General features: G+C 61.4%; 14 protein-coding genes and 1 tRNA gene. 1 reads left to right on the forward strand and 14 read right to left on the reverse strand.

All coding sequences use genetic code 11. The annotated features are described in order from the left end of the window. Positions 1-50 precede the first annotated feature (50 nt). Complete coding sequence (locus DXC99_RS01415) at positions 51-773, forward strand: GntR family transcriptional regulator (protein WP_117629039.1); 723 nt, start codon at positions 51-53, stop codon at positions 771-773. A 176-nt stretch (positions 774-949) separates the two neighbouring features. Here the strand turns inward: DXC99_RS01415 and DXC99_RS01420 are convergent, their stop codons facing one another. The 14 genes from DXC99_RS01420 to DXC99_RS01485 form a co-directional block, all read right to left on the reverse strand. Then, positions 950-1540: a GNAT family N-acetyltransferase gene (locus DXC99_RS01420; RefSeq protein WP_117629040.1), complete on the reverse strand. Its 591-nt coding sequence runs from the start codon at positions 1538-1540 to the stop codon at positions 950-952. 75 nt (positions 1541-1615) lie between these two features. Then, positions 1616-2641, reverse strand: coding sequence for a low specificity L-threonine aldolase (locus tag DXC99_RS01425; RefSeq protein ID WP_117629041.1), 1026 nt, complete (start codon positions 2639-2641; stop codon positions 1616-1618). A gap of 45 nt (positions 2642-2686) precedes the next feature. Further along, entirely contained in the window at positions 2687-3550 is an 864-nt protein-coding gene (locus DXC99_RS01430; RefSeq protein WP_117629042.1) for a phosphatase PAP2 family protein, read from the reverse strand. 56 nt (positions 3551-3606) lie between these two features. Then, positions 3607-7239: a transcription-repair coupling factor gene (gene mfd, locus DXC99_RS01435; RefSeq protein WP_117629043.1), complete on the reverse strand. Its 3633-nt coding sequence runs from the start codon at positions 7237-7239 to the stop codon at positions 3607-3609. 158 nt (positions 7240-7397) lie between these two features. After that, entirely contained in the window at positions 7398-8063 is a 666-nt protein-coding gene (nth, locus tag DXC99_RS01440; protein ID WP_035136768.1) for an endonuclease III, read from the reverse strand. 63 nt (positions 8064-8126) lie between these two features. Then, positions 8127-9929 carry an ABC transporter ATP-binding protein gene (locus tag DXC99_RS01445; RefSeq protein ID WP_117629044.1) on the reverse strand — a complete coding sequence of 601 codons (1803 nt, stop codon included), beginning with the start codon at positions 9927-9929 and terminating at the stop codon, positions 8127-8129. 125 nt (positions 9930-10054) lie between these two features. Next, positions 10055-11410, reverse strand: a complete 1356-nt coding sequence (gene rmuC, locus DXC99_RS01450) for a DNA recombination protein RmuC (protein ID WP_117629045.1) — start codon at positions 11408-11410, stop codon at positions 10055-10057. Positions 11411-11461: 51 nt separating this feature from the next. Beyond that, on the reverse strand, positions 11462-12025 hold the full coding sequence (locus DXC99_RS01455) for a transcriptional regulator (protein ID WP_117629046.1): 564 nt from the start codon (positions 12023-12025) through the stop codon (positions 11462-11464). Then, a complete protein-coding gene (locus DXC99_RS01460; protein WP_117629047.1) occupies positions 12022-12552 on the reverse strand; it encodes a DUF6036 family nucleotidyltransferase in 531 nt (176 codons plus the stop codon). The genes DXC99_RS01455 and DXC99_RS01460 overlap by 4 nt, the downstream gene beginning before the upstream one ends. A 123-nt stretch (positions 12553-12675) precedes the next feature. After that, complete coding sequence (locus tag DXC99_RS01465) at positions 12676-13980, reverse strand: hypothetical protein (RefSeq protein WP_147329320.1); 1305 nt, start codon at positions 13978-13980, stop codon at positions 12676-12678. A 466-nt stretch (positions 13981-14446) separates the two neighbouring features. Further along, entirely contained in the window at positions 14447-14986 is a 540-nt protein-coding gene (gene rbr, locus DXC99_RS01470; RefSeq protein ID WP_055252097.1) for a rubrerythrin, read from the reverse strand. A 114-nt stretch (positions 14987-15100) separates the two neighbouring features. Further along, entirely contained in the window at positions 15101-16006 is a 906-nt protein-coding gene (locus DXC99_RS01475) for an adenine glycosylase (protein WP_117564952.1), read from the reverse strand. 21 nt (positions 16007-16027) lie between these two features. Continuing rightward, positions 16028-16513 (reverse strand): Rrf2 family transcriptional regulator, encoded by a 486-nt coding sequence (locus DXC99_RS01480; RefSeq protein WP_117629049.1) that lies wholly within the window; start codon positions 16511-16513, stop codon positions 16028-16030. A gap of 358 nt (positions 16514-16871) precedes the next feature. After that, positions 16872-16949: transfer RNA gene (locus tag DXC99_RS01485), tRNA-Asp, on the reverse strand. Positions 16950-17131 lie beyond the last annotated feature (182 nt).

Here is a 17131-nt window from a genome sequence, read left to right on the forward strand (position 1 = left end):
GGATACATGCTTGGTTCAGTAAGCATACAGGTTAGATACAGGTCGTTCGCATGAGCACTTCGTCAAAAAAGAACTTGGCCCAATACGAGCGTCTGGCGAGTACGCTGCGTGACCGCATCGCCGCCGGCACCTACGCACGCGGAGACAAGCTGCCGTCCGAGATGGAGCTCATGGACGAATCGGGGCTGTCGCGCAGCACCGTGCGCCACGCGCTTAAGGTGTTAGTTGACGAGGGCCTGGTGCGCACCGAGCGCGGACGTGGCACCTTTGTGGCCGACACGCCCGCGCTCCACGAGAACAACCTGGTGTTTTCGAGCTATACCAAGCAGGTCGAAGGCCAGGGCATGAAGCCCACCACGCGCACGGTGGACTCGGGCTTTGCCAAGGCCGCCGGCGACGTGACCAAGTTTTTCGATGCCGCCGTGGGCAGCAAACTCGTCAAGCTCGTCCGCCTGCGCTATCTGGACGAAGCACCGCTGTGCCTGGAGACCACCTATCTGCCGCCAAGCTTTGAGGCGCTCATCGATCGCGATATCAACGGTTCGCTCTACGCCACGCTGCGCCAGGAGTTCCATCGTACGCCGGCGCAGGGGCATAAGACCTTTGAGGTGTGCTATGCCTCGCAAAACGAGGCGTTTTTGCTCAACGTCGAGCGCGGGCAGGCGCTGATCCTAATCACCGACTACGTCTACGACACCGACGGCCGCCCGCTCCATATCTCCAAGCGCATCCAGCGCACCGACCGCGCCAAATACACCGAGCCCATCGGCTAACCGGCCAAAAAGGGACAGGTTTATTTTGGTAGGTTTTATCTGGGGTTTTATTATATCCGCAGGTCAATCGCCTTGGTCATACACACCCAAAACAAAAGCCGCCGCGAAGGTATCCGCATCCTTCGCAGCGGCTTGCAACGTTTGCCCAGATAAAACCTGCCAAAATAAACCTGTCCCTAAATGGTAGGTTTGAGGAGATCGGGGAACCAGGTTGGTTTGGGCTGGTTGGGCGTGCGCTCGGCCAGGACCAACTCCATCCAACACATGTCGTACCAGCGACCGAACTTTTGAGCGCAGCGGTCGAAGGCACCCACCAGGCGATACCCCATATGGGCATGGAAATCCTGACTGTTGTGCGTTAGATACTCGTCGTCCTTGTCGTGCGGCACGGCGATGAGGGCGCACATGTTGGTGATGCCCATCGCGACCAGGCACTGCTTGAGCGCGTCGTGCAACCTGCGACCCAGTCCGCCGTGGCGCACGTCGCGCGCCAGGTAGATCGATGTCTCGACCGACCAGTCGTACGCCTCGCGGCTGTTGAGCGGACTCACATAGGCATAGCCTACCGGGCGCCCGTCCAGCTCCATCACCAGATACGGGTAGCGCTTCAGTGTATGCTCGATGCGCCCGGCGAACTCCTCAACGCTCGGCACCTCGTATTCGCAGGTAATCGCCGTCTGGCGCACATACGGCTCATAGATGGCAAGCAACGCCGGCGCGTCATCGGGCGTCGCCAGGCGAATCGTCGGCTCGGACATCTCGGTCATACAACCCTTCTCCCAAAAGCAAAGGCCGCCCTGCGCCAAACCCAAGCGCAAGGCGGCCCTCGTCATTGCATCAACTTACAGGACGGCAGCCAGCGCGTCGATGTCCTCCTGCGTCGTGGCCCAGCTGGTGCAAAAACGCACCACGGTGCGGGTCTCGTCGTACTTTTCCCAGTACTCGATCGAGGCGTGCTCGCGAATGCGGGCCATATCCTCGTTGGGCAGAATCACGAACTGTTGGTTCGTAGGCGTCTCCAAGAAGAACTCGTAGCCGCGCTCATGCAGCAAGCGGCGCAGCGCCTGAGCCGTCTCAATCGCCTGGCGACCGATCTCAAAATACAGGCCATTGGTAAAGAGCGCCTCAAACTGCACGCCCGTCAGGCGGCCCTTGGCCAGCAGCGCGCCGTGCTGCTTAATGCGCGGAATGGGATGCGCCGGAGCGTGCATGCCGCAGAACACCACAGCCTCGCCGCAGAGCGCGCCGCACTTGGTGCCGCCAATGTAGAATACGTCGCACAGCTGCGCCAGCTCGGGCAGGGTAATGTCGCACTCATCGGCCGCCAGCGCATAGGCCAGGCGGGCGCCATCCACAAACAGCGGAATCTCGCGCTTCTGGCACACCGCATGAATCGCCGCGAGCTCGGCCTTGGAGCACAGCGTGCCGTACTCGGTCGATAGGCTCACGTACACGGCACCCGGAAACACCGTGTGCTCGTAGCTCTCGTTTTCGTAGAACACCTGGATATAGTTCTCGAGGTCCTCGGCGTGCATCTTGCCCTCGTAGCCGGGGATGGTGAGTACCTTGTGGCCGCCAAACTCGATGGCACCAGCCTCGTGGCAGGCAACGTGGCCGGTCTCGGCGGCAACGACGCCCTCGTAGGGCGCGAGCAGCATGTCGATCACCGTCGCGTTGGCCTGTGTGCCGCCTACCAGGAAAAATACGTCGGCATCGGGCGCCTGGCAGGCCTCACGGATAAGCTGCTTGGCACGCTCGGTGTGTGCATCGGTGCCGTAGCCGGGCTGCGGCTCCATATTAGTGTCGACGAGCGCCTGCAGCACTGCCGGATGTGCGCCGTGGGAATAGTCATTGTTAAACGCGAGCATGGTAATCCTCTCTAGCCGGGCACGAGCCCGATGATTCAGATGGGGCTATTGTACGCCGCTCGGATAAGCAATGCGCGCTGCAAGGCACTCGAGCGCCAGCACCAGGGCAAAGCCGCAGCTCACGTCACTCAAAAAGTGCGCACCGATCACGATACGACCAAAGGCGACGAACGCCGCAACCGCAGCGGCGACCCAAAAGACCGCGCGGCGGCGCGACGGCTTTTCCTTAAAGGCCGCCGCGGGAAGCCCGGCGAGCATAAGGCCGATCGCCGCGTGTGCCGTATGTCCGCTCGCAAACGACTTAAAGCCGTCCTTGATCACGCCGGCGGCGATATAGGCCCACTTGTCGGGGTTGCCGATCACCCACCACGGCTGAAAATCGAGTCCCTGCGTCACCTCGATCACGCGCATGCGCGGGCGCGACCACAGCGGCTTGACGATCACGTTGAGGATGATGGCCTGAGCGACCCACACGGCAAGCACCATCAGCGCCCAGCGTGTGAGCTCGTCGGAGTCGGTGTCGCGCGTGAGGCGATAGGCGATGAGGTTGGCCGCGATGACCAATGCAAACGTCAGAACCAGCTGAACCGCGATGAGTTTGCCGCCAACCTTCAGGGACGAGACGATCTCGTAGCCGGCCAGGCCAACGTTGACGAGGATGCCGAGCACGGCGAGCCATTTGCTCCCCCTGGAGTCGGGACGCACCGCGCGCACGAGCATGACGCCCGCGATACTCGCCGTCAGCTCGAACGGCAGCTCGCCAGCGGCCTCGATAAAGCGACCGTACATGCTGCCGATATTGAAGAGCGCGCTCGAGATCTGATAATCGAAGAAACTGCCCACGCCCAGACAAAGGCACAGGACAACCGCGATCATGGCGACATCTTTCTTATAGATGTATCCGAACATGCTTTCCTTTCGATGAGGTCAGATTGCCCAAATGGGGCGTTTGCAGCGTCGACCCATTAGTCGTCATCGCTGGCGCCCAGCTGCTGCAGCAGCATGAGGGCGGCTGCCACGGGGCCGGTGCCGTCGTTGGCATCGAGACCGCGACCCAGGCCGCTGCCCGCACCGGCGCCCGCCTTATAGGGCACCGACAGCTTGCGGCTCTTGGGGAAGTTCACCGCACCGTAGCGGGTCTTAAGCTCAAAGGCTACCTTCTTGGGAACGTCAACCCCCAGGAAGGTAATGCGCCCACCGCTGAGCGTGACGCTCTCGAGCCCCAGGCGCTCGCCGCGAATGCGGATGCGCGCGCGGTTGAACAGGTTGAGTCCCGCCAGCGGCAGCTCACCATGCGCGGCCTCGGTCTCCTCCTGCACCTCGTCGACACTCTCCAGGTCCTCAGCCGCCGCGAGCTTGCGGTACACGAGCACGCGCTGGTCCACCGCCGGCAGGTACTCCTCGGACAAGAAGTAGTCGGCCGGCAGGTTAATACCCACGCTCGCCGCCTCCACACCGGCGTCGTCATCGCCGCGCGCCTCGGCCACGGCCTGTCCCAGCATCTGCGTAAACAGGTCAAAGCCCACACTCGACAGGTTGCCGTGCTGCTCGGCGCCCATGAGCGAGCCGGCGCCGCGGATCTCCAGGTCGCGCATGGCGATGCGCATGCCGCTGCCCAGGTCCTGGAACTCGGAAAGTGCAGTCAGGCGCGCCGTGGCCTCCTCGGTGAGCGGCAGCTCGCCGGGGAACATAAAGTACGCGTATGCCTGCGTGGCCGAGCGGCCCACGCGGCCCTTAAGCTGGTAGAGCTGTGCCAGACCCAGGCGCTGCGAGTCCTCGATGATGAGCGTGTTGGCGGTCGCGTTGTCGATACCGCTCTCCACAATGGTCGTGGCGATGAGCACGTCGATCTTTTTGGTCGCGAACTCGATCATCACGTCCTCGACCTCGCGCGGGCTCATCTTTCCGTGCGCCACGCCCACGCGTGCCTCGGGCGCGGCCTCGTGCACGCGCGCCACGGCGTCGTCGATGGTCTTGACGCGGTTGGACACGTAGTACACCTGTCCGCCGCGACCCACCTCCAGGCGAATCGCCGCGCTCACCACGTCGGGGTCGTACTCCCCCACGTGCACGATCACGGGGCGGCGCCCAGTCGGCGGCGTGGTGATCAGGCTCATGTCGCGCACGCCGCTCGTGGCCATCTGCATGGTACGCGGGATGGGCGTGGCCGAAAGCGTGAGCACGTCAATCTGCTCGCGCAGGTTCTTGAGCTGCTCCTTGTGCTGCACGCCAAAGCGCTGCTCTTCGTCAATGATCACCAGGCCCAGGTTCTTGGGGTTCACATCGGCCGAGAGCAGGCGGTGCGTGCCGATGAGCACATCGATCGTGCCCTCGGCAAACGCCTTGAGCGCGCGCTTTTGCTGCGCCGGCGTGCGGAAGCGGCTGAGCACCTCGACCTCCAGGCCAAACGGAGCAAAGCGCTCAAAGAATGTCTCGTAGTGCTGCTGGGCCAGAATGGTCGTGGGGCAGAGCACCATGACCTGGCGGCCGGAGTCCACGCACTTAAACGCCGCGCGCAGGGCGACCTCGGTCTTGCCAAAGCCCACGTCGCCGCACAACAGGCGGTCCATGGGCTTGGGTGCCTCCATGTCCGCCTTAATGTCGGCGATGGCCTCCAGCTGGTCGCGCGTCTCGTCGTAGGGGAAGCTCTCCTCCATCTCGATCTGCTCGGGCGTGTCGGGTGGGCAGGCGATACCGGTAATCGAAGAGCGGCGCGTATACAGATCGACCAGGTCAAACGCCAACTTTTTGGCGTTCTTGCGCGCCTTATTGGTGGCACGCGTCCAGTCGGCGGTGTTGAGCCTGGTCAGGCGTGGCTTGTCACCGTCGGGGCCAACATAACGCGTAATGCGGTCGACCTGCTCCAGCGGCACGTAGAGCTTGTCGCCATCGGCGTATTCCAGCAAAAAGTAGTCGCGCTCCTTGCCGCCCACTTCCTGGCGCGCGATCTCGCTAAAGAGCGCGATGCCGTGAGTGGCGTGCACCACGTAGTCGCCCGGCTTAAACGGGAAGGTGATCTGCGTAATGTCAACCTTGCGGCGGCTGCGCGCGCGGTTGGCGTCCATGCGGGCGTTGAGGTCGGCAATCGAGAACACGGCCAGGTTGGCATCGGGCACCACCACGCCCTGCGGCAAGGCGGCATCGACAAAGGTCACGCGTCCGCGCGAGATGGTGGGCACGGCGGCACCGGCGGCAGCCTGGGCGGCACCTGCCTCGAGCGAGCGGGCGTTGAGCGCGTCGGCCTTGCGTTCGCGAATTGCAGCATGAGCATCCTGGCGGACAGCACGATCGGCAGAATCTGCCGCTGCCACGCGCACACGGTCGCCAATAGCGCCCGCGTTTTCGGGCGCGGCCGTCAGCGACTCCTCAAAGGTAATACCCTCATCGCCAAAGGTGAGCTCCATCGACTCGCGCGCACCGCGGTCGGGGATGGCAAATACGCAGGCATAGCGCTTGCCCACGACCTCCTGGATGCGCGTCATAAAGCGATTGTCTGAGCCCGCGATGGCCGGCTGCTCAATCTTGAGCTCTGCCGTCACCGCACCGCCGGCACGGATCAAGCTCACGTAGTTAAGGCGCTGCTGGGCACCAAAGTCGAGTTGCTGGGCACGCACGTACAGGCCGTCCAGACGGTCGACCCCCGCCTCGCCGGCACGTGCCTCGATATCCTCGTAGGCGCGCAGGCAATCGTCGAACAGCGAGCGCGGCTCGGACAGCACCACGAGCGCCTTGCCGCTCACATGCGACAGCGGGCTCACGGTCTGGCCGTACATCACCGGCAAAAAGCGGTCGAGCTCGGGCGTGACGATGCGCGCATCCACCATCTCGAGCAGCGCCGCCAGTTTGCTGTCGTCCTGGCTGGCACGATAGAGCGCCACATGCATGTTGTGGACGGCGTCGTCGGTGAGTGCGAGCTCGCGACAGGGGAAGATCTCGATGCTGTCCTCGTTGCCGATGGTCTGGCCCGTGGAACTCACCATGCGGCGGATACGGTCGATCTCGTCGCCGAAAAACTCGATGCGCACGGGCGCCTTTTCCTGTGCGGGAAACACCTCGACGGTGTCACCGTGCACGCGGAACAGGCCGGGTGCATCGGCGGCGCCGGCATTGGTGTAGCCCATGCCCACCAGGCGCTGCGGCACCTCGTCAAAAGGGATCTCCTCGCCCACCGCAAAGGTCGTGGACTCCCAGTAGCGGCTCTCGACCGGCGGCACGCAGCGCAGCAGTGCGCGGGCCGAGGCGACCATAATGCAGTTGTCGCCGCGCACGATGCGCCCGAGCGCCTCGCAGCGCTGCGCCACCACGGCGTCGTCGGGCGCCTGCTCGCGCCACGGATAGTCCTTGCGCTCGGGGAAGCGACACACGTGCGCCAGCCCCACATAGGCGGCAAGGCTGCGGGCGGCACGATCGGCCGCGTCCTCGCCGCTCACAATGTAGACCGTGGGGCGCGGACGGCGCGCAAACTGGGCGGCGGCCATAAGCGTACGGCCCGACTGCGACACGGCCAGCGTCACGTCCTCGCCGGCATCGAGTCCGGCCTCGACGGTCTGCAAGGCCTCGGCAGTGTAGAGCTGCGCGGCTATACGGTGAATGAGCATGCTGTTCCTCCGGCATCGCAACGCCAAAAGCCCGCCGGGGCAAGCTCGGCGGGTCGTACGTCAAAGATCATTGTTTGTCATGGTAGCGCATGGAGAGGACTCCTGCTCAAGGGCAAACCCGGCCCTGCAAAAAACGCCAGACGAAGATGCATTCCGCCCTACCCCGCTACGCGCACGCTGGGGCACAAATCTGCCAGCGGACACTCGTCGCACTTGGGTTTGCGGGCATCGCAGATCTCGCGACCGAAGGTGATCCACTGATGGTTGACCGACTCCCAATACTCGTGCGGCAAAATCTTGAGCAGATCCTGCTCGGTCTTGAGCGGCTCCTTGGCATGCGTCTTGGGACTCAGCATCAGGCGGTGCGCAATGCGGTTGACGTGCGTATCCACTGCGATGCCTTCCACGATGCCGTACCCCACGTTGAGTACGATGTTCGCGGTCTTGCGCCCCACGCCCGGCAGCTTTACAAGCTCCTTCATGTCGGCCGGTACCTCGCCGCCGTAGTCAGCAACGATCATCTGGGCGGCCTCCACGGCATGCTTGGCCTTACTCTTATAAAAGCCGAGTGACTTAATGGTGTCCGCCACGTCAGCCACGCTCGCCCCGGCCATGGCCTCGGGCGTGGGCCACTGGGCAAACAGCCGCGGCGTCACCTTGTTGACCTGCGCGTCGGTCGTTTGCGCCGAGAGTAGCACCGCGATCAGCAGGCGGAAGGGATTCTCGTGGTCCAAAAAGCACTCGACCGGGCCATAGCGACGGTTGAGGCGCTCGCACACCTCGATGGCGCGCTCGCGCTTGGCGGCATTGGTCTCGCGTGGCATAACGACTCCTCAGCTCAACGGCACAATAAACTTATGGGCACAATTGTCCCACGTCCGAGACGCTTACGCCTCCAAGAATGCGCCGGTCTGACGGCTCCACAGGCTCGCGTACTCGCCACCCGCCTCGACGAGCTGCGCATGCGTGCCGTCCTCGACAATCTCACCATCGGCCAGCACCACAATGCGGTCGAGCGCCGCCACGGTGGACAGGCGGTGCGCCACCACAATGGAGGTACGCCCATGCATCAGGTTTTCGAGCGCCTCCTGCACCAGCGCCTCGGACTCGCTGTCCAGGGCAGAGGTCGCCTCGTCGAGCACCAGAATCGGCGCGTCGGCGAGAATCGCGCGGGCGATAGCCACGCGCTGACGCTGGCCGCCCGAGAGCTTGACGCCGCGCTCGCCCACCATGGTGTCAAAGCCGTTGGGCAGGCGATCGATAAACTCCAGGGCATTTGCCAGGCGCGCGGCCTCGCGAATCTGCTCGTCGGTGGCGTCGGGGCGGCCGTAGGCGATATTCTCGCGAATGGAGCGGTGAAACAGCAGCGCCTCCTGCGGCACGTAGGCAACCTGGCGGCGCAGGCTCTGCTGCGTGCAGCGCGAGACGTCCTGGCCGTCCACAAGCACGCGGCCGCCCTGCACGTCGTCCAAGCGCAGCAACAGCTTGGTGAGCGTCGTCTTGCCCGAGCCCGATTTGCCCACCAGGCCCACGCGCTGGCCCGCCGCCACATGAAGTGTCAGGTCATCGAACACGCTCTCGCCCGCCGCAGCGTCACGGTACGCAAAGCTCAGGTGCTCAAAATCAATTGCGCCCTCGCGCACCTTGAGCTCGGGGGCGTTCTCGTCGTCTGCCACCAGACGCGGCTCGTCCAGCACGCGCGTCATCTCGGCCGCATCGCCCAAAGCGCGGTTGATACGCTGCATCATGGAACTCACGTAGTTCAGGCGCATGGTGAGGTTATAGGTGTAGGTAAAAATCATGACGAGCGAGCCGGCCGAGATGCCAAACCACGCGTTGCCACCCGCCACGAACACACTCACCACGGCCATGGTGATGACGATAAGGCCCGAGGTCGTAAAGTTGCGCTGCATCATGGCGTGCATCGAGACCGTCTCGGCATCGCGCGCGGCGCGGTCGGCGGTGTCGAACAGATCGCGTTCAAAGTCCTCGCGCCCGCAGGTCTTGACGGCCAAGATGTTCGTGACCGCGTCGGAGAGCACGCCCGAGAGCTTGTTCTGCGCGGCGGACGTCGCGGCCGAAAGCGGCATGATGCGCTTGTACATAAGCCAGACAAACGCAATGTAGACGACCATGATGCACACCAGGATCACGGTAAATGTGGGCACCACCGGGGCGAGTGCGGCCACGGTGCAGATTACCGAGGTGATGGTGGGGATGAGCGAATACACCGTCACGTCCACCAGACCCGTGTAGCCGCTCATAAAACGGCTCGTCTGGCTCACGAGCGATCCGCCAAAGCGGCTGGTGTGGAATGTCATGGATTGATTGGAGAGCGTGTCAAAGCACAGGCGCGCCAGGTGATAGTTGCCCGCAATCTCGAGCTTGTAGACGGTGTAGTCCTGTAGCTTGGAGAGGATCTGACCCACCAGGTTAACGAGTACGAGCGCCAGGATATAGGGGCCGAAGACCTCAAACACCTGGTCATCCGCCACGGGGCCGGCCTGGACGCGGTCGACGATGAGGGCCATCACGTAGGTGTTGGAAAACGTGAGCAAAAAGATGTAGCCCGCCGACGAGAACACCGAGAGAAAGACGATCAGCGGCTGCGTGCGCGTGACGTCCCAAAAACGCTGCAGCGTGCGGCGCACGGTGGAGCGTTTGAGCGGACTGGTGCTTCTCTGAGACATGGGCTTCCTTTCGCGTCTGATAGGGCGAAACGCCATTGTTGCACATTGAAGCGCACTTCAGGCAAGCACGATGCGAAAAGCGGTGGGCACCCGCGTTTACGCCGGCGCCCCGCCGTCAGATGCAGCTAGTCCTCGTCTTTTTGGTCTGCGAGCAGGCCTGCGGACTCCAAGCCCAAAATCGCGTCGGCTTCCCCAGCATCCTCCAGCGCGTCGATGTCCTTGAGCTTGCGCTCCATGACGTTGGTGCGCGTGGTGATGATGCCCTCGACCGTTTTACCCGCGGTCTCGATCTGCTGCTGGGCGCGGCGCAGTGCCGCCTGATAACGTGGCAGCTCGGCCTTGACGGCGGAGAGCACGCGCAGTACGTCGTCGGTACGTTTTTGCAGCCTAAACGTCTGGTAGCTCATCTGCAGGCTGTTGAGAATGGCGGCCATGGTGCTGGGACCGGCTACGTTGACGTGATAGTCGCGGCCCAGGGTCTCGATAAGCCCGGGGCGGCTGACGACCTCGGCGTACAGGCCCTCAAACGGCACGAACATAATGCCAAAGTTGGTCGTTGCCGGCACACTCAGGTACTTTTCGCAGATGTCTTTAGCCTCGCGCTTGACCATGGTGTCGAGCGTCTTGCGCGCAGCCGCCACGGTCTCCGCATCGCCCGACTCCTGCGCGTCGAGCAGATGCTCGTACGCATCACCCGGGAATTTGGAGTCAATCGGCAGCAGCACGGGGTCGCCCTCGTCTACCGGCAGCCTGACAGCAAACTCAACACGCTCCGAGGCGCCGGGCTTGGTGGCAACGTTTTCCAGATACTGGTCGGGCGTAAGGATGTCCGCCAGGATTGCACCCAGCTGCACCTCGCCCAAAATGCCACGCGCCTTGACATTGCCCAGCACGCGCTTAAGGTCGCCCACGCCGGTGGCGATAGACTGCATGTCGCCCAGGCCCTTGTACACGGCCTCGAGCTGGTCGCTCACCTGCTTAAACGATGCCGACAGTCGGTCGTTGAGCGTGCGAGAGAGCTTCTCGTCCACCGTCGCACGCATTTGGTCGAGCTGCACGTTGTTGTCTTTGCGGATGGCGCCCAGCTGGGCATCGACCGTCTCGCGCACCTTGTCCAGGCGGTGCTCGATGCCCTCGCGGTTGGCACCGAGCTGTTGGGCCGTCTCGCGGCGCAGGTCATCCATACGGTCGCCGGCCTGCGAGAACTCTCGCGCGATGGTCAGGTAGCGTTGCTGCTCCACGGCCGCATCGGTCGTCTGCTGCTGCGCGATGGCGTTTGCCGTGCGGCGGGTTTCTGTCAGCGCGACGTTGAGGGCATCGAGCGCGCTGTTGGCCTGCTCGAGCGCCGCGAGCGTCTCCGCTTCGTTGCCGCCACGCTCTCGCAACTCGGCACGAAGGCCCTTAAGCTGCAGGGCGCAGACCGCAGCAACTCCCACCGCCACCAAGGCAATCACAACAAGCGCAATATCAATAGCAGACATAGACTCCGCCCAACAAACCCAATCGATTATCAATCAAAACCGCGATCAATCTTACCCTGCCACACGCACCGGGCGCCCGGCCCCTTCTTGGGTGCTTCTCTCCTCCGCATATTCCATAATGCGACGCGCTGTCTTCCTGCTCACCTTCGAGTCATCACCGGCTAAGTATGCGTACACGTTTCCCTTATTCAGATTCAAATCGCGGCAGAGACCGTAGCGCGTTACACCCGATTCCTCCAATGCTTTAAGTGTTCTCTTTCTCATCAGGGCGTTCACCCTTCTGTCGGCCGCTGGCTTTTCTTTCACCCCTCTATACGCACGCCAAACGTTGGCGTAACGATTGGGGAGCTTATCCTCGGAGCATAGAGATGCCAGGCTACTCGCTTGGCCATACAGAGACAAAACACCTCGATAGCCCTCTTCCATCCACGAGCCCTCGGATAAACCCAGAACGTATTCGGCCTTACCCTGCGCCAAAGCGAGCAAAAACAGAGGCTCCGCCACACGCGGCTCAACCGTTGTTGCCTGCTTTACAAGCTTCCTAAAACTCAGCGACTGCTGTCCGGACAGCTCTCGGCAATAGCCTTTCAAAAATCCCTCAAAAGTCAGATTCAACCGAGCACCTCCTTTTTGTATTGCCTGTATGCGCAGACCATCTCTTGATAACTCCGCTCTGAAGGCGACGAGGCCAACGCCTCTCCTTCATCGAATATAAGCCGCTCGAGCAGATCCCAATCAAGTCGGTCGATAAATGTTCGACTATGGAGGTCGACGATGTCGTTCGGACGATAGGCATAAAGCTTCATCACCGCCAGATCCTCCAAAGATGGCGTAAAGTACCTGATAAAATGCGCCCCAATCTCCAATGGGATCAGGCGATCTTCGTAATTGAATGGCATCTGGTTGCAATATGCCACTGCCATACCATTCACCTCGGGGTATCGAGCTATGATCTCGCGGAGGCACCTGTCTGCCTCAAACACATCAATGTCATGTGTAACCGCCCGATTCGTCACGTCGTTTAGCATGAAGGCGCTTCCTCCCACCAATACAACGCTCGGCCTATCGTCTCTTGGACCTATTTCCAGCTCCGCCTCTTCGTCAATATCCAAAAGAGTCTGCTCTAAATCCTGCTTATACATAGCAAATCCTAATATTATTCATCTTCAATAATACTATTCAGTTGCACGACAGGACCCACAGGATGCAAGGATTCCACTCGTGGCGATAATCCCTACACCCTAGAAGTCCTAATGCGACAAACGCTAGCTCTCCCAGCCGGCGCGGATGGTTGTTATGACATCGCCTAGGCGCTGGCCGAGGGCTGACAGATGCTGGAGCACTTCACTGGGCGAGGCACCGTTGAGAATGCAGGTGAGCGCATACGAGACCAGGAAAATCGCCGCAAGTCCTAACGGAATGAGCACGATCATCGCTAACGTGCGCAGGCGCTGGCCCACGCGGCGGTGACGCGTACGGCGTTTGTCGAACGCAAGCTCCTGCGCATACGAATCTTGTTGTACGGAATAGTTCTCTGGCACCGATCCACCCGCAAGCGAAACCGCGGGCGCGGCATTTTGCGCAGGAGGCTGGACGGCCGCCCCTTGCATTTGCATCTCCATAAGCCGTTGCTGTTGGCGCAACATGCGCTCGGCTTGTTGCTGCGGGGTCTCAAGAAACAGATCCATGCTGGCCTCCAAAATCGGAGCATTCGACGCTTGCGCCCAGCATCCCGCACCGCCAAGGCCACGGCAACGCAATCCGTAGCAATAGCTGCAAAGTTTCTTGCTGACAAAAGCTGTCGAAAACCTCAACAACTCCCCTACCGGCACTTTCTCTGAGCTTTTTTCGCCAGCAATCTTTTGGCCTTCCACCCTTACGCCAACTGACCAAAATCTAACCAAAAGCTTGACGAAAAGTATGGAGACAGGGACCCCACGCAAAAAACGTGCCGCCCCAAAAGAGGCGGCACGCAAACTTCTTATCTGCTTTTCTGTAGCGAGCACACGACGACTCAACGCCGGAGCGCAGGGCGGGGAAACCTTTGCCTCGCGCGACCCTGCGAAGCCGTGAGCGAGAGGGAAAGGTTTCCCCGCCCTGCGCTCCGTGGTCGGTGAGGACAGACTACATGCCCGCGAGACCGCGGGCGCGGTGGCGCACATAAACGCCAAGGCTAGAATCACGAGCGAGCCCGCGATATCGACCAGCACGCCCATTGCGCGGCGCTCAAACAGCCAGCTCTCGAAATGCGGAGCAACGTTGCGCCACACGCGCCACAACAAGATGCCTATGCCGATGACGCCGGGAATATTGAGCAGCAAAATCTCGGAGCACAAGAGGCCGATCAGGTTGCCGGCGGCAAAGCCCGCATCGCCCTCGCAGTACTTGCGATAAATCATGTATAGCATGTACGCCGCAAACGGCTGCAGGCACGCAGAGATAAACGTGACCACCATCGAGGGGTCCTGAGAAAAGACATCGGTGAGCTTATCCACACTCGTGGCATCCTTAGAGGCCAGGAACAGACCAATGACCACCACGGGCACCACGCCCAAGATGACCTCGACCATCGTAAACAGTTTGGCGGTCAGGTCTTCGCTCGCCGTATTCAAATGAGGCGCCCACTCAGGATGAGCATGCGCACCGACCTTCTTGTCTTTCTCGGCACGATCGGCCCTTTTGCCCTCGGCAACCCGACGGCCAGGATCCTTGCGAGTTCCCGCCGCAGCAACCCGAGCCCGAGACTTCTTACCCATAAAAAACACCCCATCAGGTAGTAGATAAACTAAAAGTCGCTACCCAGTGTACCCCACCCATGAACGGTGCCGTCCCAACCAGCCCCCATACGAAAACGTGCCGCCCCATAAGGGGCGGCACACAAGCTTTAATATCAGCTCTTCAGTAACGAGCACGCGACGACCCGAAGCCGGAGCGCGGGGCGGGGAAATACCTTTGCCTCGCGCGACTCTGCGAAGCCGTGAGCGAGAGGGAAAGGTATTTCCCCGCCCTGCGCTCCGCAGCAGCCAGCGCCAAGCGCTAGTAGTTCACCACCTGCTCCTCAAAGTACGCCTTGGGGTGGTTACACACCGGGCACACCTCAGGTGCCTCGGCACCAACGTGCAGATGTCCGCAGTTCAGGCACTTCCACACCTTTACGCCCTCGCGCTCAAACACCTCGCCCGACTCAATGCGCTCGACGAGCTTGTTGTAGCGCTCCTCGTGGGCCTTCTCGACGGCGGCGACACCACGGAACTTTGCGGCAATCTCGGCAAAGCCCTCTTCCTCGGCGGTCTTGGCAAACTCGTCGTACATCGTGGTCCACTCGTAGTTCTCACCCGCGGCGGCATCGCGCAGATTGTCCAGGGTATCGGGGACGGCGCCATCGTGCAGATACTTAAACCACAGTTTGGCGTGCTCGGACTCGTTGCCAGCCGTCTCGGCAAAGATGTTCGAGATCTGAACGTAGCCGTCCTTCTTTGCCTTGGAGGCATAGTAGCGATACTTGGTGTGCGCCTGGGACTCACCGGCAAAAGCGGTCTCGAGGTTCTTCTTGGTTTGGGAATTCTCAAAATCCATAGGTGTACTTCCCTTCAACGCATGCCGCCCGTAGGCTTCGAGCGGCCTCGTCTTTAGGATGCCCTCATGTCGGAAATCTAAACCTTACAATCCTGTTCTTCAGATTTCCACGGGCTAAATGCTCAGCCAGCGATCGCCCTCGGCTCGGCAAAAGCCCTCACGCTCCAGGTCGGCCAGAATGCCCGCGACAAGCTCGCGCTCGACCGGCCCGCGCCCAGCCGCCGCTTCCATATCGTTAACGCCCACCACGGCATCAGCAAGCGTAATCCCCGCCGGTTGGCCATCGCGCGCTGCCAGCAACATGCGCACGATATGCGCGCGCTTTTGGCGACGTGAGCCCTCAAACTTTGATTGACGGCTATAGCCCGCCGAGCGCCTGGACGGATTGGGCAACGTCTTTTTTAGATATGCGCCGTAGTCCAGCAACGCGTAATACCACGCGCGCGGCGTGTCGGCATCATCGAGCGGCACGGCAAAGGGAGCGATCTCGTCGGTCGCCGCACCGGGGACCGCCGGACAGGCCGCCTGAATCAGCGGCACCAGCTCGCGGTCGGGAACAGCCGGTACATCGGGAAAGAAGTGATGCAGAAAGACCGTGCGCACGTTGGTCTCCAGATACACGCCTGGAAGGTCAAACGCAAACGACCGGATACCTTGCGCCGTTGCCGGGCCAATACCAGGCAGAGCGACCAAGTCACGCGTCTCACGCGGAAACTCACCGTCCCAGTCCTCCACAACGCGCTGAGCGGCCTTGTGGAGCGCCAGAGCGCGTCGGTTGTAGCCCATGCCCTGCCAAGCGTCCAAAACATCGGAAGGCGCGGCTTGGGCAAGCGCCTGCACGGTCGGAAAGCGATCGAGCCACGCCGGCATACGCGTCTCCACGCGTGGCACCTGTGTTTGCTGCAACATGACCTCGGAAAGCCAAATGATGTACGGATCGCGCGTGCGGCGCCACGGAAGGTCGCGATAACGCAGGACCCCTTCCGAACGAATCATCGAACGAAAGGGGTCCTGAATCATATCTATGCTCCTTATGCGGCGCTATTCCTCCCGGCAAGCGCACGCGCAGGTGGCGTACTCGGGAAACGCTTCGCGGTCGGCGAATTTGGGATCGACGGCCGGGAACTGGCGGTGAGCGACGATGTCGCCGAGCGAAACGGAATCGAGGTAATCGCGCATCAACGCTTGAGCTCCGGCCCACAGGGGATGATAGCAGCACGTGCCCATGCGTGCACAGTCGCCATCGGGTGCGGTGCAATCATTCATAACCATAGGGCCCTGAACGGCCTCGACGACCTGGCGGATGGTGACGTCGTCCGGACTGACCTTGAGACGCATGCCACCGTGGACGCCACGCAGGCTCTCCACAATACCGGCCTGGACCAAACCGTGCTGAATCGAGCGGGCAAACGAATACGGAACATTGACCTCTTCGGCAGCGGTGCGAACAGAAAGCAAACGCTCCGGATCCTCGGCAAGCATCGCCAGCATACGAAGGGCGTAATCAGTCTTCCTCGATATGTCCATTTTTCCCCTTTCAAGGAATACGAACAGCTCGAACGAGCTCCGGGGCCGAGCTTGTGTCGAGACGCTAAATGACCGCAGGACATCCAAATGGTAAATCGGATATCCACTGAATGCCGCGCTTGGAGCGAAATGCATCAGATGCGGCCCACAGTGCAATTTAGTATAACCTAACCCCCTGCTTCGTTGAACAGGTGTTGCGCAACAAAGCTGTTGTTTAGACAGATATGCTTATTAGATTTTACTTGCGTTCCCGAAGGGGCGGGGATTCTGGGCGAAGATGCGCCAGGGCGATCGTTCTATCGAAACAAAGTGCATCAAACGCAAAAAGCCACGTCCGAAGACGTGGCTTTAATTGCGTTGGCGGGAAGTACGGGGCTCGAACCCGCGACCTCCGACGTGACAGGCCGGCGCTCTAACCAAACTGAGCTAACTCCCCAGGCAGACGTTCGCGTTTGTTTCCGCTCGCGTGCGCTGCGGGGATTAGTATACACAGAAGTCTGTCCGGCGCGCAACAACTTTTTTGAAAAAATTTTTGGGGCCATCCGGGAGGGTCTCCGGGGCTGGGGGCGGGGGTTAAGTTTGCTGCTCTACAGTCCTGCGCAAGACGGAAAGCACATT

Source organism: Collinsella sp. TF10-11AT (assembly GCF_003437565.1).
GTDB lineage: Bacteria > Actinomycetota > Coriobacteriia > Coriobacteriales > Coriobacteriaceae > Collinsella.